The sequence below is a fragment of the Flavobacterium cheonanense genome, from assembly GCF_039539185.1.
Classification (GTDB): domain Bacteria; phylum Bacteroidota; class Bacteroidia; order Flavobacteriales; family Flavobacteriaceae; genus Flavobacterium; species Flavobacterium cheonanense.
The window spans coordinates 73,356-93,749 of record NZ_BAABCT010000006.1 but is presented as its reverse complement, the minus strand read 5'-3'; the positions used below and the strand labels follow the sequence as shown (position 1 = coordinate 93,749).

The following is a 20,394-nucleotide window of genomic DNA, read 5'->3' as shown; positions in this document are numbered from 1 at the left end:
ATGGAATATCCAATTAGAATCTTACAACTTTTTACCATACTCAATCGCGGTGGAGCAGAAACCAACGTGATGAACTACTACCGAAAGTTGGATAGAACTAAGTTTCAGTTTGACTTTATTGTTCATCGTGAAGCGCCAGGTGCTTATGAAGATGAGATTATTGCATTGGGAGGAAAAATATACAGATTACCACCTTTTAATCCACTAAAGATTAAAGATTATAAAAAACAGATTGCCTTATTTTTTGACCAACATACTTATCCAATAATTCATGGAAATTGTTCCGAATTGGGGATTTATATTTATCAAGAAGCACAAAAAAGAGGCACGCCAGTTATTATAGCTCACGGTCACAATGCTACAGATGGTTGGAATTTGAAATCGCCTTTTAGATATTATTATAAAAAGCGAATGATGCGCTACATAAACACCTATTTTACTTGTGGTTATGATGCTGCAGTATGGCTTTTTGGTAAAAAAAATGCTAGTAAAGCCTTTACAATGACTAATGCTGTTGATACTAAAATGTTTGTTTATGATGAAAGTAAAAGTCTTCAGATAAGAAAACTATTAGAAGCAACCACAACGCAAAATTTTATTCATGTAGGTCGCTTTAACGAACAAAAAAATCATGAATTTCTTATTGAAGTTTTCGCTGAATTGGTGAAATTGGATTTAAATAGAAAACTTTTTTTGGTTGGCAATGGTGAGTTAATGGAATCTATGCAGAAAAAAGTTATTGGTTTACAACTTGAAAAACATGTAATTTTTCTCGGATTAAGAAGTGATGTAAACGAATTGCTTCAAGCAATGGATGTGTTTTTATTTCCTTCACTTTTTGAAGGATTGCCAGTTTCTTTGGTTGAAGCACAAGCAAGTGGCGTAAAATGTTATATTTCTGATGGTGTCCCTAAAGAGGCAATAATTGTAAATGACAATGTAAAAGCTATTTCTCTTAAGGAATCAGCATTAGTATGGGCGCAAACTATTCATTCTCAAAATGATTTTATAAAAAACGATGTTTCTCAAGTAGTCATTGATAAAGGATATGATATTAATAAAAATGTAATTTTACTACAAGAAAAATATTTAGAACTATTGCAACAACATTCATGAAGACATTAACCATTTTTACACCTGCTTTTAATAGAGCGCATTTACTACCTAGACTTTATGAAAGTTTGTGCAATCAAACTTGTCAAGATTTTGATTGGTTGGTTGTTGACGATGGTTCCTCTGATGATACAAAAGCACTAGTGGCTGGTTGGATTGCTGAAAATAAAATTCCAATCACTTATATTTATCAAGAAAATCAAGGAATGCATGGTGCTCATAACACGGCTTATAGAGTAATAAAAGCTACTTTGAATACTTGTATAGATTCTGATGATTACATGCCTTTGAACGGTGTTGCCTTAATTTTATCAAAATGGGAAACTATTGATCAAAAAAAGTATGCTGGAATTATTGGATTAGATGCACTAGAATCTGGTGCGATTTTGGGCTCAAAATTTACTACCGATTATACTACTTTAGAGGATTTTTATTTAAGTGGTGGAACTGGAGATAAAAAATTGGTTTATCGAACAGATGTTATTACTAAGTATCCAGAATATCCAATTTTTGAAGGAGAACGTTATGTAGGATTGGGAACAAAATATCTTTTTGTAGATAAAGACTATGAAATGGCAACTCTTAATGAAGTTTTAGTCATAGTTGATTATCAGCCAACAGGTTCGAGTAATACCATGTTCTATCAATATATGAAATATCCTAAAGGATTTATATACAATAGGATAACCACAATGCGCTTTTCAAAATCTACAAAAAGAAAATTCATAGAAGCGATTCATTACATATCGAGTTGTATTATTTTAAAACGTAGTAACTTTTTAAAAGACTCACCAGAAAAATTATTGACTTTATTGGCTGTTCCATTCGGAATAGCTTTATATTTATTAATTCGATTTAAAACCAGAACCTAATTGTTTTGAAAAAAATAATAAGAACAGCCACCGTTTCTATTTCATTAGATATTTTGCTGAAAGGTCAATTGGCTTTTTTGAAAGAGTATTATGAAGTTGTTGCTGTTTCTGGGCAAGATGTACATTTGGATAATGTTGCTAATAGGGAAGGAGTTCGAACGATTCCATTGTCTATTCAGAGACAGATTTCGCCTTTCAAAGATTTTATTTCATTATTAAAATTATATAAAGTTTTAAGAAAAGAAAAACCATTAATAGTTCATTCTATAACGCCTAAAGCAGGATTATTGACCATGATAGCAGCCTATTTTGCTGGTGTTCCTATTAGAATTCATACTTTTACAGGATTGGTTTTTCCTTATAAAAAAGGGTTTTTGCATCATTTATTATTGTTTATAGATAAAGTTTTATGTCGTTTTGCAACCCATATAATTCCAGAAGGAGAAGGCGTTAAAAAAGATTTATTAGCTTTCAAGGTTACAAAAAAACCTTTGAAAGTAATTGCTAATGGAAATGTAAATGGAATTGATTTAGATTTTTTTAATCCCAATAAAGTATTTCAAGATGAACAAGAAAACTTAAAACAACAATTACATATTAATGCTACAGACTTTGTTTTTGTTTTCGTTGGAAGGCTAGTGTCTGATAAAGGAATCAATGAGTTGGTAATTGCTTTTACTAATTTGTGTAAACAAAATTCAAATTGTAAATTACTTTTGGTTGGTCCTTTCGAAAGCGAATTAGATCCCTTAAATAGTGAAACATTAGATTTGATATCCTCAAATAAATCTATAATTAGTGTTGGATTTCAAGAGGATGTAAGGCCTTATTTAGCTATTTCAAATGTTTTTGTTTTTCCAAGTCATAGAGAAGGTTTTCCCAATGTAGTTTTGCAAGCAGGAGCCATGAATTTACCTTGTATTGTAACTGACATTTGCGGTAGTAATGAGATAATTATTTCAAATGAAACTGGGATTATTATACCAGTTAAAAATGAAATTGCTATTTTTGACGCGATGCAATTGCTATATCATGACAAAGATTTGTTTCAAAATTTGCAATCAAAATCAAGAGTTAACATAGTTTCGCGGTTTCAACAAGAACTTGTTTGGAATAACTTACTTCAAGAATACAAAAGATTAGAAAACAATGTATAAAGAACTTTTTAAGCCTTTTTTTGATATTATCTCTGCTTTGATTGGATTGATATCGTTGTTTCCAATTTTTCTTGTAGTAACAGTATTTCTATTTATTGCAAACGATGGTAAGCCGTTTTTCTTTCAATTGCGTCCGGGTAAAGGAGGGAAAATTTTCAAAATTATCAAGTTTAAAACCATGAATGATAGGAAAGATGCCGAAGGTAATTTACTTCCAGATTCAGATCGTTTGACCAAAGTAGGAAGTTTTGTTAGAAAAACATCCTTAGATGAAATTCCACAATTATTAAATGTGGTTATTGGCGATATGAGTATTGTAGGTCCTAGACCATTACTAACTACTTACTTGCATTTGTATAGTGATTTTCAAAATAGAAGGCACGAGGTGAAGCCAGGAATTACAGGATGGGCACAAGTTAACGGAAGAAATGCCATTTCTTGGGATAAAAAATTTGAATTAGATGTTTGGTATGTAGATAACATTTCGTTTACTTTGGATGTAAAAATTCTTTTAAAAACGATTATAAAAGTTATTAAAAGTGATGGTATTAACGCTAAAGATGTAGCAACAATAGAGCCTTTTAATGGAAAATAGTGTAATTTTATATGGAGCAAGTGGACATTGTAAAGTAATCATTGATATTTTAGAATGTTTGCAAGTTGGTATTCAAACCATAGTAGATGATAATCCGATTACTTCTTCTATAATGGAAAATTCAGTAGTTCATACCAGTAACTTTTCTTTTACATCAAGTGATAGTGTTATTTTATCTATTGGTAATAATAAAATTAGAAAAAAATTATCTGAACAATTAAAAGTAACTTTTGAAAAAGTAATTCATCCGAACGCCACGGTTTCTAAACACTCTAAGATTGAAGAAGGAACAGTTATTATGGCTGGAGCTATAGTTAATCCTCATGTTGAAATTGGTAAGCATTGTATAATTAATTCAGGAGCTATTATAGAGCACGATTGTATAATTGAAGACTATTCACACATTTGTCCAAATGCATCATTAGCTGGAGGAGTTTTGATAGGTGAAGGTTCGCAAGTAGGAATTGGAGCTACAATTATTCAAGGTATTACCATAGGTAAATGGGTTGTAATTGGAGCAGGAACAGTTATCATAAATAATGTTCCGGATTATAGTATTGTTGTAGGGAATCCAGGTAAAGTAATTAAATTAAATCAAAATGAGCACCACTAAAATATGGCTTTCGTCTCCACACATGGGTGGAACAGAATTAAAGTACATTCATGAAGCTTTTGATAGTAATTGGGTTGCACCATTAGGCCCAAATGTAACTGGATTTGAAAAAGACTTAGAAAATTATATTGGCAATAATGCCTTTGTAGGAGCTTTGAGTTCTGGAACAGCAGCGCTTCATTTAGGTTTGATTTTACTTGGTGTAAAAGCTGGAGATGAAGTTATTTGTCAGAGTATGACTTTTTCAGCCTCAGCAAATCCGATAGTCTATCAAGGTGCCACACCCATTTTTATTGACAGTGAACTCGATACTTGGAATTTGTGTCCCAATGCCTTAGAAACTGCCATAAAGGATAGAATTTCTAAAGGTAAAAAGCCAAAAGCTATTATTGCTGTTCATTTGTATGGAATGCCTTATAAGATTGATGAGGTGCGCAGTATAGCCAATAAATATGAAATTCCGATTCTTGAGGACAGTGCAGAAGCTTTAGGAAGTACTTATAATGGACAAAAATGTGGCACTTTTGGTGATATTAGTGTTTTGTCATTCAATGGAAATAAGATAATTACTACCTCTGGAGGAGGAGCAATAGTTACCAAGAATAGTGACTTGAAAAATAAAGCTATTTTTTTAGCTACTCAAGCAAGAGACAATACACCACATTATCAGCATAGTGAAATTGGGTATAATTATAGAATGAGTAATATTAGTGCAGGAATAGGTAGAGGTCAAATGGAAATTTTAGATGATCATGTGGCTAAACGAAGAGCAATGCACGATTTTTATAAGAATATTTTTAAAGAAAATACTGCAATTACAGTTTTTTCTGAGCCAAATGAAAATTATTTTTCTAATCATTGGTTGTCTGCTATTACCATAAATTCTTCATTAAATAGAGGTAAATCTAGAGAAGACTTGAGACTTTTATTGGAAACTGAAAATATTGAAAGTCGTCCTTTATGGAAGCCTATGCATTTACAACCTGTTTTTAAGGATGTACCCTATTATGGAGGAACTGTTTCTGAAAATTTGTTTGATATAGGTCTTTGCCTTCCTTCGGGCTCTAATTTGACAGATGATGAAAAAGAAAGAATAAAAAATGTTATAAATATTTTTTAAGATTTTTTTAAGAACTTTTTTTTATTATTTTTACCACTATTAAAAAGAAGTATCCATTGAAAAACAATACCCAAAGAAATTTTTTTACTGATTTTTTTAAAACATTTTCCGATATCAATTTTGGATTTAGTTTTAAAAATTTGAGTTATTTACCTCGATGGGTTATTCTATTGATTGATGTTTTTATTGTTTTACTATCAGGTGTTATTACTTATTTTCTCTTTCAAGGGCTTAAATTAAATTATATTCCCAAAGAACACCTTACTATTGGTTCCATTTTATATCTTTTTGTAAATATCTTTTTCTTTTGGATTTACAGAACTTATTCTGGGATTATTAGGCATTCTTCCTATATAGATGCCTTAAAGTTGTTTTTTTCTCAGTTTTCAACATTTGTGGTTCTTTTATTATTCAACTTTGTTGTTTTACTATTAGATAAACCAAAACTGTATTTAACTACAGGTGCCTTTATCAATGCAGTTTTATCGTTTAGTTTTTTGTTTGTTTTTCGAATGATTGTAAAACAGACTTTTGATTTATTATTTCGAGATGTCAATTCCGAAAAAAAAATGTCAGCAATCATTTATGGCTCAGATGCTAATGCTTCTGCGGTAGCTTCTGCATTGAAAGCCGAGTCGCCAGGAAGATTTAAACTAGTTGGCTTTATTGATAAAAATAATCAGAATTCGACAAAAAGGATACTAGATCTACCTATTTTTCTAATAAAGAAAAGTATTCCAGTTTTGATGCGTTCCAAAAAAGTTGTAGCTTTAATTATTGCGGATAAAAGTCTGACCAAAGAAGAGCGATTAACAATAGTTGATGAATGTATAGAATATGGATTTAAAGTATATACGCTTCCAGTAGTTTCTGATTGGGATGATGAAAAAGAAATTTCCAAAAATATTAAGAACTTTGAAATTCAAGACTTATTAGAACGAAAACCAATCGTTTTAAATACCGACAGCATTTCCTCTAAACTTAAAGGAAAATCGATTTTAGTTACAGGAGCAGCTGGTTCAATTGGTAGTGAAATTGTAAGGCAAGTACTTCATTTTAACCCGAAGAAAATTATATTGTTGGATCAAGCAGAAACACCACTTCATTCTTTATCGTTAGAGATTTTAAGGTTAGGTTTGTCAGTTGAGGTGGTTAATGTCATTGCCGATGTTAGGGATTATGCAATTTTAGAAAGATTGTTTATAACTTATCAACCCGATGTAGTTTATCATGCCGCTGCTTATAAACACGTTCCAATGATGGAAGAAAATCCATCACAAGCTATTTTTACCAATGTTTTAGGAACAAAGAATGTTGCTGATTTGTCTAATAAATATCATGTGGAGCGTTTTGTGATGATTTCTACAGATAAAGCTGTAAATCCAAGTAGTATTATGGGCGCAAGTAAGCGAATTGCTGAAATGTATATTCAATCGAAACATTTTAAACATTTAAAAAACAATTCAGCGCGCTATACTAAATTTATTACCACTAGATTCGGAAATGTATTGGGTTCCAATGGTTCTGTGGTTCCATTATTTACAAAACAAATTCAAGAAGGTGGTCCAATTACCATAACACATCCAGAAATCATTCGTTATTTTATGACTATTCCAGAAGCTTGTCAGCTTGTATTGGAAGCCTGTTCAATGGGTAATGGAGGCGAAATTTATATTTTTGATATGGGTAAACCAGTTAAAATTATTGATTTAGCAAAAAAAATGATTCGTTTGGCAGGATACCAACCAGATAAGGAGATTAAAATAAAAATTGTTGGTTTACGACCTGGCGAAAAACTTTATGAAGAATTATTGAATGATTCTGCTCAAAATTTGACTACTCATCATGAAAAGATAACTATTGCGGTTGAGGTATGTGATGATTTTGAAATTGTTAGTCAACAAGTAGAAGAGTTGATAAGTATTTCTTATGGTGGCAACTCAGACATGATAGCTGCAAAAATGAAAAATATAGTTCCAGAGTATAAAAGCATGAATTCTGTATTCCAAACTTTAGATATAGAAGTCAAAGACTCTTATGTTTATACCAAATAGAATGTAAATTGAATGGTTTTTTAATATATTTGTCACCAATTAATTATATTTTACGAATGAAAAACTATTTCTTTTATATATCAATACTTTTTCTGTTTCTATTTTCTTCTTGTGCCTCTAAAAAAAAGTTTGTTTATCTTCAAGGTTCACAAGATTTTAGCAATGTTTCTACTAATTATGATCCTATAATTCAAAATGACGACTTATTGTCAATTGTTGTGGCTACACAGGAAGTTGATGCTGCTGCACCTTTTAATCTGCCTAACTATTTGGTTGATAATGAAGGTAAAATTGATTTTCCAGTTATAGGAACTATTCAAGTTTCTGGTTATTCTACAAAAGAGTTAAAAAGTATGCTTAAGCAAAAACTGGCAGCTCATCTTATTGATCCTGTCATCAATATAAAAATATTAAATTTTAAAGTAACCGTTTTAGGCGATGTTGCAAATCCGGGAGTTAAATCTTTTATTAATCATAGAGTAACTTTATTTGATGCCATTGGTGCCTCTGGCGATTTAACAGTTTTTGCTAAAAGATATAATATATTGATTGTAAGAGATATTCAAGGATTAAAAACCTTCAATAGAGTTGACATCACCAAAGCTGATTTTGTAAATTCACCATTTTATTACATGGACCAAAATGATATGGTTTATGTTGAACAAAGAAAAGCCAAAATTGATGCTTCAGCATTACCAAATTTACCTATATATGCCTCAATTTTTAGTTTATTGTTAACTGTTACTTTACTAGTAACTAAATAATAATTATGCAAAATTTATTGTCTCAAAAATCGAATTCAGAAGCACAAAATGAAGTTACTATAAAGGAACAAATCTTTAATTATCTTCAGTATTGGAAGTGGTTTGTATTAAGTGTTTTGGTACTTCTCGCAATCACTTTTGTATATTTAAGATATTATGTTGTAGAATATGGTGCTGCTTCTTCCATTTTGATAAAAGACGAAAAAAAAGGTGGAACCAGTGAGTTCTCTGCATTTAGTGATTTGAATATTTTCTCAGGAAAGAATAATGTTGACAATGAGATTTTTATTTTAAAATCTAGACAATTATCTCAAGATGTTGTTAAAAAAATGGATTTAGACATCTCTTATTTCAGTGAAGGAAGAGTTGTTTTTAAAGAGCTTTATAATGATTCACCAATAAAAGTTATTTTCACTGACAAAAAAGAGGATTACAATGAGAATTCTTTAAGCTTCGTTATTAGAGTTATTTCAAATAAACAATTTGAAGTACTGGATGTTGAAAAGAAGAATGCTAAGCGCTATAGTTTTGGTCAAAAAGTACCTTCAACATTAGGGAGTTTTATTGTTAAGTTAAATACGTATCCAATGCCTGAGAATATTGTTGATATCATTGTTGTGAAATCAACCTTAGAAGGAAGAGCGAATGGATTTAGAGGCAGGCTATCGGTATTTTCAGTTGAGAAAACCAACGTTATTAATTTAGGAATAACAGATCAAATCCCTCAAAGAAGTGTTGATTTTTTAAATGCATTGGTACAACAATATAATGAAGATGCTGTAAGGGATAGAAATCAAGTTGCAGAGTTTACCAAAGAATTTATCAATAACCGATTAGACATCATTACTAAGGAATTAGGTGGTGTAGAAGGACAAGCCGAGCAGTTTAAAAAAGATAAAGGATTAGTTAGTTTAGAGTCAGATGCTGGATTGAGTATAGATGGAGCTGTGGATTATAATAAATCAATTCTAGCTATTGAAACCGATTTAAAAGTAAGAGATTTTCTATTAGATGAAATTAGAAAAACAAAAAAAGACGAATTGTTTCCTACTAATGTAGTAGCAGCATCAGAAACTTCGTCTAATTACATTACTGAATACAATACTCTTGTTTTGGATAAGAGAAGGTTATTAAAAAGTGCTACAGAATCAAATCCAAAAATTAAGAATATTGATTTGAGGATTTCGGAATTGAGAGACAATATCGTTCAAAGTTTATTAAGTAAAAAGAATGATTTAGCTATTCAGAAAAGAGATTTATTAAGACAACGTTCTCTTTATAACGGAAAAGTGTATCAGGTTCCTACCAATGAACGAAATTATAATGAAATCGCAAGACAACAAAATATAAAGCAATCTTTGTATTTGTATCTTTTACAAAAACGAGAAGAAACGGAAATATCCTTAGCGGTTACTTCTGCCAAAGCTAAAGTAATTGACAATGCTTATCTAATAGGACCAATTTCACTTAAGAAATCGATGTTCTATCTTGGCGCGATTATTTTAGGATTACTAATTCCTTTTGGAATATTATTTTTAATAAACTTCTTTGATACTAAAATAAAATATCGTCAAGATATAGAAGGTAAAGTTTCTATTCCTTTCTTAGGAGATTTGCCAAAATCAGAGTCTAATGAAGAAATTATTCAATCTAATAGTAGGTCCAGTTCTGCAGAAGCGATTAGAATGATTAGAACCAATTTAGAGTTTATGCTCGCGCATGTTCCTGAAAATGCTTGTAAAACTATATTTGTAACATCATCATTGCCTAAAGAAGGGAAAACTTTTTGTGCTATAAATTTGGCAACAACAATTGCTTTATCAGGAAAAAAAGTCTTAATAATTGGTTTAGACATTAGAAATCCTAAACTGGGTCAATATATTGATTTACCAGTTAAAGGTATTACAAACTATTTGACAAAACCAAACGAAGACATTAAGGATTATATTGTTAAAGTAAAAGATTTTGATAATTTTTATGCATTACCTTCAGGTGTTATTCCGCCAAATCCTGTAGAGTTATTGATGAATGATAAATTAACGCTTTTATTTGATGAACTTAAAAAGCAATACGATTATATAGTAGTTGATACTGCTCCTGTGAGTGTTGTAACAGATACTCTATTAATTGCCAAAAATGCTGATGCTTTTATTTATGTAATGCGTGCCAATTATCTAGATAAGCGAATGCTTAAGTTTGCCGAAACATTATATAAAGAGAATAAGTTGCCTAACATGTCAATAGTTCTTAACGATACCGAAGTTAAGAAAACCTATGGCTATGGCTATGGCTATGGCTACGGCTATGGCTATGGCTATGGGGTTGAAGAAAATGAATTAACGTTTATTGAGAAAATAAAGGCAATTTTTGCCAAAAAGAAATAAACTTTATTGAGGTTTAAAGAACACATTGTTTTGAAAAGCTTCCTTTAATGGATCAAGGTTTTTCAAAACAATTTTTTTATTAAATGATTCTACATGTTTCATGTGATGTACATCAGAACCTACAAAATCAATCATGTTATTTTTCAATAAATAGTCGGCTGTTTTGGCTACCATTGGTCCGTAATAACCCACAGATGAGAGTAGGTTGATTTGAAACAGACAACCTGCATGTTTCAACTTTTTATATTCTTGGAGGTTATTATGGTAAAAATTGTATCGTTCAGGATGTGCCAAAACTGGTTTGTAGCCAGCTACTTGTAAATCAAATATAATGTTATACAATTGTAAAGGAGCGTTAATGTATGACATTTCTACTAAGACAAAATTTTCTTTAAGAGTCAATAATTTTTCTTCTTGAAATAACTTTCTAAAGTTATCATCAAGCATATATTCTGCAGCAGTTTTAAACGAATTGTCAATAGAGTTGTCTTTTAGGCGACTTAATGTTGTTGCAAGTGTATTTTCAATTTTAGTTTTAGAATTTTCCCAAACATGCTCCATAACGTGAGGAGTTGTTATGAAATTACAGAATCCTAACTTTTTTAACTCGTTTATCAATGTCAAGGTGTCTTCGATATCTTTTGATCCATCATCTATTCCAGGTAATAAATGTGAATGAATATCAGTATAATCATTAGGGATTATATCTTTGAGGTAAGTAGATTTTTTATTGAAGAAAAACAAAATTGAATGTATTTTTTACAAAGAAACAAATAATAATTAAAACAACAGAATTGAGTCTTATAATTATGTCAAATTACTATATTTGCTTTTTAAATTTGAGGAAGTTAAATAGTTTCAATCGAATTTTATAGAACTAGATGAAAGATAATCAAGAAGAACAAAATTGGGATTTAATAATCAAAGGGCATTCTTCGCTCTTTGATTTAAATTTCAGTGACTTATGGAGATATAGAGACTTACTTGTTATGTTTGTAAAAAGAGACTTTGTTAGTTTCTATAAACAGACTGTACTGGGGCCACTTTGGTTTTTTATTCAACCCATTTTTACAACTATTGTTTTTTCATTCGTTTTTGGCAATTTAGCAGGGATAAGTACTGATGGTTTACCAAGTTATTTGTTTTATTTAACAGGAATTACATCTTGGGCCTATTTTTCAGATTGCCTTACAAAAACAAGTACTGTTTTTAGAGATAATGCTAATATTTTTGGAAAAGTATATTTCCCAAGATTAATTATGCCGTTAAGTATTGTGGTAAGTAACCTAGTTAGATTTGGAGTTCAACTGCTACTCATGATTTGCATGATGGCGTATTTTTATATTTTCCCAATTGCCGGAACAAGTTTTCATATTACTTTAGGATTATTTTTATTCCCAATATTGGTATTATTAATGGCTCTTTTAGGATTAGGTCTTGGTCTTATAATTACCGCAATGACTACTAAATACCGAGATTTAACGTTTCTTGTTACTTTTGGTGTCCAATTGTTAATGTATGGAACAACAGTGATTTACCCTTTGAGTTATGCCCGTGAAAAGGGTTATGGAAATATTGCAGAATTAAATCCAATGACTGGAATCATAGAAGCATTTAGATATGCTTTTCTTGGAAAAGGAGAGTTTACAGCAGCAAGTTTAGGCTATTCAACAGTAGTTACATTAATTATTTTATTTTTTGGTGTTATTATTTTTAATAAGACAGAAAAAAACTTCGTAGATACTATATAATGAGCAAGCCAATAATAAAAGTAGAGAATTTATCGAAGGCCTATCAAATTGGTCAAATTGGTTCAAGAACGCTTTCTAAAGATGTTGAACGTTTTTGGCAGACAAAAATATTAGGTAAAGATGATCCATTTCTTAAAATTGGTGAAACAAATAATAGAAGTGTTAAAGGAACTAGCAACATTGTTTGGTCTTTAAAAGATATAAATTTTGAAATAAATCAAGGAGATGCAGTTGGAATAATCGGAAAAAACGGAGCTGGGAAAAGTACCTTGTTAAAACTACTTTCAAGAGTAACAAGTCCAACGACAGGACAAATTAAAGTAAAGGGCAGAATTGCCAGTTTACTTGAAGTTGGTACAGGTTTTCATCCCGAACTTTCAGGTAGAGAAAATATTTATCTTAACGGAGCCATTCTTGGCATGCGAAAAAAAGAAATCACTAGAAAACTCGGTGAAATCATTGATTTTTCTGGAGTAGAGCGCTATATTGACACACCAGTAAAACGTTATTCCTCAGGAATGTATGTGCGACTTGCCTTTGCTGTTGCAGCACATTTAGAAAGTGAAATTCTAATTGTAGATGAAGTACTAGCTGTTGGCGATGCAGAATTTCAAAAGAAATGTCTAGGAAAAATGGGCGATATTTCTAAAAGCGAAGGCAGAACAGTATTGTTTGTAAGTCATAATATGGCTGCCGTTCAAAATTTATGTAATAAAGGAATTGTGTTGCAAAACGGAATGAATCATTTTCAAGGTGCAGCCGATAAAGCTATTCAAGAATACTTAAAAAACAGTGCAGATATTACTTCTTTAGCCGATTATAAAGGTCGATCTGGAACTGGAATAGTTAAAATAATTAATGCTAAAATCTATGGTGAAAACCAATTTGTAGAACCTCAAGTTGGTCAGCCTCTTCATATTGAATTAGAACTTTATAACCCTTCTAAAATAGACTCATCTCAAATTCGATTAGATTTGAAAATTGATGATAATCTAGGTCAGCGATTTTTGTGGTTAAGTAATTATTTGTTTGAAAAACAAACAGTTAATAATGTTACAAAAATGATTTTTAAAATTGATAAACTCATTCTAAATCAAGGTGGTTATTATATTAGTACAGATTTATATGTAGATTACAAAAGAGCCGATTGGCTTCAAAGTGCTATATATTTTGAAGTAATGGATGGTGATTATTACCATACTGGAAGAAATATTCCTGTAGAAGAAAGTAAAATTTACCTCGATTTTGATGTTGATTTTTATAATAAATAATGAACATGGCTAACTCTCGTATTTTCTTTATTTCACCCGATATCAATTCACCTACTGGTGGAATCAAACAATTGTACAGACAAGTGGATGTATTGAATAACAACGGATACAACGCTTTTATTCTTCACCAAAACGCTGGATTTAAATGTTCTTGGTTTGTTAATCAAACCAAATTGGCTTATAGTTATAGCATACATAATCAGATGAATAATTTGATTATGCCTAATAATAGTGCAACTGGACTTATTTCTAAATCCAAAAAAGTTATTAAATCAATAATAAAAAATATAAAGCAATTACAACATTCAACAAAAAACGATATCACAATACTACCAGATGATGTGTTTGTCTTTCCAGAGGTATATGGACCATTATTAGGAAATTTAATAAAAGGAAATCTTAAAGTCATCTATAATCAAGGCGCATATCAAACTTTTTTTCACTATGATTTGAATCTCAAAAACAATGATTCGCCTTATCTTAATACAGAATTAATCGCTACAATTGTCAATTCTGAAAATGCTAAAGAATACATTCAATATACTTTTCCTAAAATGAATGTTAAACGAGTTCGATATGGTATTGATTCTAAGAATTTTTATCTTAATACACAAAAGAAAAGAAAAATTGCTTTTATGCCTAGACGACTTAGAGTTGATCTAATTCAAGTAATTAATATTTTAAAGTTTAGAGGTGTTTTAGAAAATTGGGAATTGGTAGCCATTGAAAACATGAATGAAAAACAAGTAGCAAATACCTTAAGAGATTGCGCTATTTTTTTAAGTTTTAGTATTAATGAAGGTTTTGGAATGCCTCCAGCAGAAGCCATGGCTTGCGGATGTATCGTTGTTGGTTATGCTGGAAAAGGAGGAAAAGAATTTTTTAAAGACGATTTTTGTTATCCTGTAGAAGATAGAGATGTTATTTCGTATGCAAAAACATTAGAAAAAGTTATTAAAGAGTATGATTCCAATAGTTCATCATTTATAGAAAAAAGTAAAAAAGCATCTGACTTTATTCTTTCAGAATACAGTATGGAAATGGAAGTGAAAACTATAATAGATTGTTGGAATCAAATACTTAATTAAATGCCAACTCTTTCTATAATAATACCAAGTTATAATCATGCAAGGTTTTTAAATAAACGGTTGCAATCTATTTTAAATCAAACATATACAGATTGGGAACTGATTATTATAGACGATTATTCTTCTGATTCTAGTTTAGAGATTTTATCAGAATTTGCTAAAAATAATCCCTCAAAAATAAAATATTTTATTAGCCATGAATCAAATTCTGGTAGTGGTTATTTTTCATGGCAAAAAGGTATTGAATTAGCACAAACAAAATACATTTGGATTGCCGAAACGGATGATTATTCTGAACCAACATTCTTAGAAGAATTAATAGAGGTTTTAGAAAAAAATGAAAATACAAGTTTAGCTTTTTGTGTAAGCAATTATGTTGAAAATGATATTATTATTTATGATTCAACTAGGCGAACTAAAGATTTAAATGTAGAAGAAAACTCTTTTAAAATTATTTCTTCTCAATTGTTTTTATCAAAAATGCCTCTAGAAACCTATATTACAAATGCAAGTAGTGTTGTTTTTAAAAAGCCAACAGAACCTATTTCAAAAGAAATTTTTTGTAATAAACAATCTTCAGACTTGTTTCTTTGGACACTTTTAGTACAGAATCATTCGGTTGCTTTTTTAAATAAAAAACTTAATTACTTTAGAAGGCATCAAGATTCTACTACAGTAAAAATGAATGCGACATCTTTAAAGAATATTTATGTCGAAAAAGTTAAGTATTTAAACTATTTTAATCAACAATATAAAGTTCAAATTTTAATAGATCATTACATTAAGCATTTTGTTTGGAATAATAAAAAGGATGTATTAAATTACAATTTTTTAAAAAATCTAAAAGGAAATCATTCTATTGAAAGAAAGTATTATCTAACTTTATTGAAATTTATTTTCATCAAATTCAAAACTTTATGGAGCTAAATAAAAATTATTTAGTTAGTGTAATTATTCCAACATACAATAGAGATGAGTTTCTTGAGGACGCCATAAATTCTGTAGTAAATCAAACCTACAAAAACATTGAAATTCTTGTAATAGACGATGGTTCTTCAAGAAAATATGCTGAAGCTATTTGTAATAAATTTGAAAACTGCAAGTACTTTTATAAAGTAAATGGAGGAATTTCTTCTGCTAGAAATTTTGGGATACAAAATGCTACTGGAGATTTTATTGCTTTTCTTGACGATGATGATTTGTTTATGCCAGAAAAAATTGAAAAACAAATAGCAATTCTTATAAATAACCTTGATGTTGATTGTGTACATTCATCGGCAGCTATAATAGATGAGAACGGAATAGTAACCGGCGAAACAATTGGTGCGGCAGTCAATAAAGCAAATAGTAGATCGGGTTATGTTTTTTGGAATGCACTAGGAAATTGGTGCATAAAGTCACCAACACCTTTGTTTAGAAAAAAAGTTTTCGACAAATTGCAATTCGACGAACAATTAGTTGTTGGTGAAGATTTAGATTTTTACCAAAGAATGTTTTACTTTTATAAAATCTATTACATAAACGAACCATTATCATATTATAGAGATTGTAACTCCATTTCAAGGTTGTCTAAAAATGAAGAGAAGTATATTGGAATAGAACGAAGGTTTTTTGAAAATTTTTTAAAAATGGGCATAAAAAATCCATTTACTTTGTATAAAATTGCAGTAAAATTAGCTCGAACAGGAATAAGAAATAGAAATATTTTTTATAAAGACGACAAAGTAATAATTAGCAAATGGAAAATATTTTTAAATCCATTTTATTATTTAAAAAACTTAAACAATTTAAAGAATTAACCCATTATAAATAAGATGAATAACAAAAAAAACATTCTAATAACAGGCGGTGCAGGAAATGTAGCAAGCGCATTAGCTAATAAATTATCTGAAAATAATGATAATTTTATAGTTATAGTGGATAATCTTTCTACTGGAAGTTTGTTAAAAGTGCCTCAAAAAGAAAATGTTAAATTTATTAAAGCAGATGCCAACAATTACAATGATATTGTACCCATTTTTGGCAGGTATAATTTTGATTATGTGTTTCATTATGCTGCTGTAGTTGGGGTAAAACGAACACTTGAAAATCCAATAATGGTTCTTAATGATATAGAAGGTATAAAAAATATTCTTTCTTTATCTAAAAATTCAGGTGTAAAAAGAGTATTTTATTCGAGTTCATCTGAAGTTTATGGTGAACCATTTGAAATTCCGCAAAATGAAAATACAACACCACTTAACTCAAGATTGCCTTATGCAATTGTAAAAAATGTTGGTGAAGCTTTTTTTAAATCTTATTTTCAAGAATATGGTTTAGAATATACTATTTTTAGATTTTTTAATACTTACGGACCCAATCAAAGTGAAGATTTTGTGGTCCCAAGATTTATTAAAGCAGCATTAAAAAACGAACCAATTACATTATATGGTGACGGTTTGCAAACACGTTCATTTTGTTATGTTGATGATAATACAGAAGCATGTGTTAAAGCAATGAATAGCGAAAAATGTGTAAATGATGTCTTAAATGTAGGTAGTGATATTGAAATGACTATTCTCGATTTGGCTAAAAAAGTAATTGAAGTAACAGGTTCAAAATCTCAAATCATTCATTTACCTGCACTAGAAGAAGGCGATATGACTCGTCGTTGTCCAGATACTTCAAAAATGAAAAATTTGCTCCAAAGAGATTTGATTGGATTAGAAGTTGGAATCAAAAAACTAATAGATCATTATGAGAATAGGAATTAATCCTGAAAAAAATAATAAAGAAATTGAACTTAATAATTATCATCGCATAGTTATTCCTGTTTATATACCACATTTTGAAGGTTATTTCGCTCAAGCTTTTACAGTTTTTAAACTATGTATAGAATCATTATTACTTACGGTACATTCTAAAACAAGAATTACAATTTACAACAACAATTGTCATGCTGACGTAAAGGAATATATTGATCAAAAATATAGTGAGTCGGAATTAATAGATCAAGTTTTTCACTCCAAAGAGAATTTAGGAAAAATAAACGCCATATTAGCTTCTGTAAAAGGAAATTTAGAACCATTAATTACCATTACTGATTCGGATGTTTTTTTTAAACAAAATTGGCAAAAAGCAATGGAAGATTTAATGATAGATTTTCCGCAGGCAGGAATGATTTGTCCTGTTCCTAATAGCAAAGCAGTATCTCAATTTGTAAAAAATAATTGGTATTTTGGATTGTTCAAAAGCAAATTAAAATTTGAACCAGTTTCCGACCCACAAGCCATGATTCGATTTGATGATAGCTTAGGAAATGCTAAATCATTACTAAAACCAATTCATCTTGAAAAGTATTTAGTGATTTACAATAAGAAAAAAAATGCTAAAGCTGTTATGGGTGGAGGACATTTTGTTGCAACTTTAAGAAGAGAAGTTTTTGATAAAGGAACAAATGAACCCGCATTTATTAAAATTGTAGGTGGTGTTGAAAATAAGTTTATAGATATTCCCAATGAGGAAATGGGTTTCTTAAGAATTTCTACTGTAGATAATTATGCTTTTCATATGGGGAATTCTATTGAAGATTGGATGCACGATGAATTGGCACTTTTGAAAAAAGAACAAACCATGCCTCAACATAGCTCATCAGATTTTAAAGCCAAACCAATTTCTAAAATTGGAAGAACTATTGGATTTATAATTCAAAAATTAATTGCAAGAAACACAACTATCAAATTAAAAGTACTAAATTTTTTGGGACTTAATTCTAAAGATTTTTAAAAACAAACAATAATGTTAAGTAAACTAATCAAACTATTTAGTTTAAATTTTTATTTCGATAAGTTATCAAGAAATACTTACGATACTAATGCTAGTATTTTGTTGCATCGTTTGTTTCCAGATGCTACAATATTGCCATTTACTACATTTTCATTAAATCCAAATACTATTCTCCACGTAATTAATGACCTTCAAATTAACAATAGAAAATCAATAATTGAGTTTGGTTCCGGAATTTCAACCGTTATTTTGGCAAAATTTATTGTAGAGAATAAGCTCGATGCTAAAATAATTTCTATTGAAGATAATAAATCATGGTGCGATTTTATAGCATCTCAACTTGAAAAATACAATTGTAAACAAGTTGTTACTTTACATCACATTCCACTAGTAAAAAATTCAAGTGAAGTTTTGTGGTATGATAAAAATGAAGTTGCAAAAGTTGTAAATAACCAAAAATTTGATTTGATACTTGTTGATGGCCCAAGTGGAGGTTTGGGAAAAGAATCCAGAAAACCAGCTGTACCATCAATAATAAATAATATTAATGAAGACTTTAGTGTTTTTCTAGATGACGTTAGAAGATTAGATGAAAGAAAAATTCTTAATGATTGGTTTATTTTATTAAAAGAATCCAAATTTGATGTAAAGAAAATAAATCCTAAGAATAAAGTCTACGGAATTCTTACTTCTGGAAAATCCTTTTCTTCCAATCCAGTCAATCATTAACAATGAATACCGCAAAAGTTATCATATCAGAACATCCAATTCCGTATCCAAAAAATGGATCATGGTCCCAAAGAATGGAATATTTTCTGGAAAGTGATTACAATTGTATCGATTATTATATATGCGGTAAAATAAACGGAACATTAAAATCAAAAACCACTTTTTACAGAGTTAATCAATATAAATCTAAATTTATATCTAAGTTTTTTAAAGGGTATAGATATAAAGAATATACCAAATCCATTAGAGACCTTTTATTAAAACATGATCATTTAATAATTTGTGTTGTAGATAATGTAAAGTTAAAAATAGCTATCAATAGTTATCTTGAAAAAAATAATGCACTTAATAAAGTGACTTTAATTTTTTACAATTGCGGTTATTCCTATTATTTAGATGATACTACAACTGCTACTTTTCTTAAAAATTGTAGTGAAATGATTTTTCTAACTGAAAATGCCTATTTGTATAACAAACAAAAATACATAGAATTTACTCCAGAAGTTACAATAATTAATAATCCGGTAAATAAACAAAAGTTTTTTTCAATTCCTAAACTAGAAAAGGAATCGCTTTTAAAAGAGAACCAATTACATAACAAAATCGTTTATTTATGGTTGTCTCATGACAGAGAAAAAAAAGGATTAAATATCGTTTTGAATGCCTGGAAAGATTGGAATAAATCTCCAGATGAGGCGCAACTTTTGGTAGTAGGAGCAAAACGTAGCGAGAAAATAAATGGAGTACAATTTATAGGACAAGTTCCAAGTGATTTGGTCGATAAATATTATAAAATGGCTCATGTTTATTTGTTTCCAACCTTGTGCAAAGAGGGTTTTGGATTAAGTTTAGCTCAAGCAATGTGTTGCGGATGTTTCTCAATTGCAGCAAATAATGGTGGCGTTTCAGATTTCTTTAATTCTGAAAATGGTATTCTAATTGATAGTCCGAATATTATAGCTAATTGGGTAAAAAGTTTCAATGATAGTTTTGAATTAATGAACCAAAATTATCAGGTGCAATCGTTTGAAAATCAAATTTTAAGTAATGATGAATGGTGTCAAAAATTTGCAAAAGTTTTTGATAAATGGGAACAACGATTTAAAGGTAAAACATAG

At 29.8% G+C, this 20,394-nt stretch carries 19 protein-coding genes; 18 read left to right on the top strand and 1 reads right to left on the bottom strand.

The features are described from left to right. The 9 genes from ABD766_RS11445 to ABD766_RS11405 are packed head-to-tail and all read left to right on the top strand — an operon-like array spanning window position 1 to window position 10,672. Window positions 1-1,116 (top strand): glycosyltransferase family 1 protein, encoded by a 1,116-nt coding sequence (locus ABD766_RS11445; protein WP_344816822.1) that lies wholly within the window; start codon window positions 1-3, stop codon window positions 1,114-1,116. Continuing rightward, complete coding sequence (locus ABD766_RS11440; protein ID WP_344816821.1) at window positions 1,113-1,985, top strand: glycosyltransferase family 2 protein; 873 nt, start codon at window positions 1,113-1,115, stop codon at window positions 1,983-1,985. Before ABD766_RS11445 ends, ABD766_RS11440 begins: the two co-directional genes overlap by 4 nt. Before the next feature lie 5 nt (window positions 1,986-1,990). Beyond that, entirely contained in the window at window positions 1,991-3,142 is a 1,152-nt protein-coding gene (locus ABD766_RS11435; RefSeq protein ID WP_344816820.1) for a glycosyltransferase family 4 protein, read from the top strand. Beyond that, entirely contained in the window at window positions 3,135-3,737 is a 603-nt protein-coding gene (locus ABD766_RS11430) for a sugar transferase (protein ID WP_344816819.1), read from the top strand. The genes ABD766_RS11435 and ABD766_RS11430 overlap by 8 nt, the downstream gene beginning before the upstream one ends. Next, window positions 3,727-4,350, top strand: coding sequence for an acetyltransferase (locus ABD766_RS11425; RefSeq protein WP_344816818.1), 624 nt, complete (start codon window positions 3,727-3,729; stop codon window positions 4,348-4,350). The genes ABD766_RS11430 and ABD766_RS11425 overlap by 11 nt, the downstream gene beginning before the upstream one ends. After that, the gene (locus ABD766_RS11420; RefSeq protein ID WP_344816817.1) at window positions 4,337-5,470 is read left to right on the top strand and encodes a DegT/DnrJ/EryC1/StrS family aminotransferase; all 1,134 of its coding nucleotides are present in this window, start codon (window positions 4,337-4,339) and stop codon (window positions 5,468-5,470) included. The genes ABD766_RS11425 and ABD766_RS11420 overlap by 14 nt, the downstream gene beginning before the upstream one ends. A 56-nt stretch (window positions 5,471-5,526) precedes the next feature. After that, window positions 5,527-7,524, top strand: a complete 1,998-nt coding sequence (locus tag ABD766_RS11415) for a polysaccharide biosynthesis protein (protein WP_425556580.1) — start codon at window positions 5,527-5,529, stop codon at window positions 7,522-7,524. 56 nt (window positions 7,525-7,580) lie between these two features. Beyond that, on the top strand, window positions 7,581-8,288 hold the full coding sequence (locus tag ABD766_RS11410) for a polysaccharide biosynthesis/export family protein (RefSeq protein ID WP_344816816.1): 708 nt from the start codon (window positions 7,581-7,583) through the stop codon (window positions 8,286-8,288). 5 nt (window positions 8,289-8,293) lie between these two features. Then, a complete protein-coding gene (locus tag ABD766_RS11405; RefSeq protein ID WP_344816815.1) occupies window positions 8,294-10,672 on the top strand; it encodes a GumC family protein in 2,379 nt (792 codons plus the stop codon). A gap of 3 nt (window positions 10,673-10,675) precedes the next feature. Here ABD766_RS11405 and ABD766_RS11400 read toward each other — a convergent pair whose 3' ends face one another. Beyond that, entirely contained in the window at window positions 10,676-11,416 is a 741-nt protein-coding gene (locus ABD766_RS11400; RefSeq protein WP_344816813.1) for a tyrosine-protein phosphatase, read from the bottom strand. Between the two features lie 137 nt (window positions 11,417-11,553). Between ABD766_RS11400 and ABD766_RS11395 the strand changes: the two genes are divergently transcribed. Genes ABD766_RS11395 through ABD766_RS11355 form a run of 9 tightly spaced genes read left to right on the top strand, consistent with a single transcriptional unit; the run spans window position 11,554 to window position 20,394 of the window. Continuing rightward, on the top strand, window positions 11,554-12,423 hold the full coding sequence (locus ABD766_RS11395) for an ABC transporter permease (protein WP_298304449.1): 870 nt from the start codon (window positions 11,554-11,556) through the stop codon (window positions 12,421-12,423). Continuing rightward, the gene (locus ABD766_RS11390; protein WP_344816811.1) at window positions 12,423-13,694 is read left to right on the top strand and encodes an ABC transporter ATP-binding protein; all 1,272 of its coding nucleotides are present in this window, start codon (window positions 12,423-12,425) and stop codon (window positions 13,692-13,694) included. The genes ABD766_RS11395 and ABD766_RS11390 overlap by 1 nt, the downstream gene beginning before the upstream one ends. Further along, window positions 13,694-14,782: a glycosyltransferase gene (locus ABD766_RS11385; RefSeq protein ID WP_344816810.1), complete on the top strand. Its 1,089-nt coding sequence runs from the start codon at window positions 13,694-13,696 to the stop codon at window positions 14,780-14,782. The genes ABD766_RS11390 and ABD766_RS11385 overlap by 1 nt, the downstream gene beginning before the upstream one ends. Beyond that, on the top strand, window positions 14,783-15,709 hold the full coding sequence (locus ABD766_RS11380) for a glycosyltransferase family 2 protein (RefSeq protein WP_344816809.1): 927 nt from the start codon (window positions 14,783-14,785) through the stop codon (window positions 15,707-15,709). Beyond that, window positions 15,700-16,581, top strand: coding sequence for a glycosyltransferase family 2 protein (locus ABD766_RS11375; RefSeq protein ID WP_344816808.1), 882 nt, complete (start codon window positions 15,700-15,702; stop codon window positions 16,579-16,581). The genes ABD766_RS11380 and ABD766_RS11375 overlap by 10 nt, the downstream gene beginning before the upstream one ends. Window positions 16,582-16,596: 15 nt before the next feature. Beyond that, window positions 16,597-17,535 (top strand): NAD-dependent epimerase/dehydratase family protein, encoded by a 939-nt coding sequence (locus ABD766_RS11370; protein WP_344816807.1) that lies wholly within the window; start codon window positions 16,597-16,599, stop codon window positions 17,533-17,535. Beyond that, window positions 17,519-18,547: a glycosyltransferase family protein gene (locus tag ABD766_RS11365; protein ID WP_344816805.1), complete on the top strand. Its 1,029-nt coding sequence runs from the start codon at window positions 17,519-17,521 to the stop codon at window positions 18,545-18,547. The genes ABD766_RS11370 and ABD766_RS11365 overlap by 17 nt, the downstream gene beginning before the upstream one ends. 12 nt (window positions 18,548-18,559) lie before the next feature. Beyond that, window positions 18,560-19,276 carry an O-methyltransferase gene (locus ABD766_RS11360; RefSeq protein ID WP_344816804.1) on the top strand — a complete coding sequence of 239 codons (717 nt, stop codon included), beginning with the start codon at window positions 18,560-18,562 and terminating at the stop codon, window positions 19,274-19,276. 2 nt (window positions 19,277-19,278) lie between these two features. Further along, on the top strand, window positions 19,279-20,394 hold the full coding sequence (locus ABD766_RS11355; protein WP_344816803.1) for a glycosyltransferase: 1,116 nt from the start codon (window positions 19,279-19,281) through the stop codon (window positions 20,392-20,394).

Bases quoted from the DNA above. Each gene is read 5' to 3' on its own strand.
- ABD766_RS11445 (WP_344816822.1), top strand. From the start codon at position 1: ATGGAATATCCAATTAGAATCTTACAACTTTTTACCATACTCAATCGC.
- ABD766_RS11440 (WP_344816821.1), top strand. From the start codon at position 1,113: ATGAAGACATTAACCATTTTTACACCTGCTTTTAATAGAGCGCATTTA.
- ABD766_RS11430 (WP_344816819.1), top strand. From the start codon at position 3,135: ATGTATAAAGAACTTTTTAAGCCTTTTTTTGATATTATCTCTGCTTTG.
- ABD766_RS11425 (WP_344816818.1), top strand. From the start codon at position 3,727: ATGGAAAATAGTGTAATTTTATATGGAGCAAGTGGACATTGTAAAGTA.
- ABD766_RS11420 (WP_344816817.1), top strand. From the start codon at position 4,337: ATGAGCACCACTAAAATATGGCTTTCGTCTCCACACATGGGTGGAACA.
- ABD766_RS11410 (WP_344816816.1), top strand. From the start codon at position 7,581: ATGAAAAACTATTTCTTTTATATATCAATACTTTTTCTGTTTCTATTT.
- ABD766_RS11405 (WP_344816815.1), top strand. From the start codon at position 8,294: ATGCAAAATTTATTGTCTCAAAAATCGAATTCAGAAGCACAAAATGAA.
- ABD766_RS11395 (WP_298304449.1), top strand. From the start codon at position 11,554: ATGAAAGATAATCAAGAAGAACAAAATTGGGATTTAATAATCAAAGGG.
- ABD766_RS11390 (WP_344816811.1), top strand. From the start codon at position 12,423: ATGAGCAAGCCAATAATAAAAGTAGAGAATTTATCGAAGGCCTATCAA.
- ABD766_RS11385 (WP_344816810.1), top strand. From the start codon at position 13,694: ATGAACATGGCTAACTCTCGTATTTTCTTTATTTCACCCGATATCAAT.
- ABD766_RS11380 (WP_344816809.1), top strand. From the start codon at position 14,783: ATGCCAACTCTTTCTATAATAATACCAAGTTATAATCATGCAAGGTTT.
- ABD766_RS11375 (WP_344816808.1), top strand. From the start codon at position 15,700: ATGGAGCTAAATAAAAATTATTTAGTTAGTGTAATTATTCCAACATAC.
- ABD766_RS11370 (WP_344816807.1), top strand. From the start codon at position 16,597: ATGAATAACAAAAAAAACATTCTAATAACAGGCGGTGCAGGAAATGTA.
- ABD766_RS11365 (WP_344816805.1), top strand. From the start codon at position 17,519: ATGAGAATAGGAATTAATCCTGAAAAAAATAATAAAGAAATTGAACTT.
- ABD766_RS11360 (WP_344816804.1), top strand. From the start codon at position 18,560: ATGTTAAGTAAACTAATCAAACTATTTAGTTTAAATTTTTATTTCGAT.
- ABD766_RS11355 (WP_344816803.1), top strand. From the start codon at position 19,279: ATGAATACCGCAAAAGTTATCATATCAGAACATCCAATTCCGTATCCA.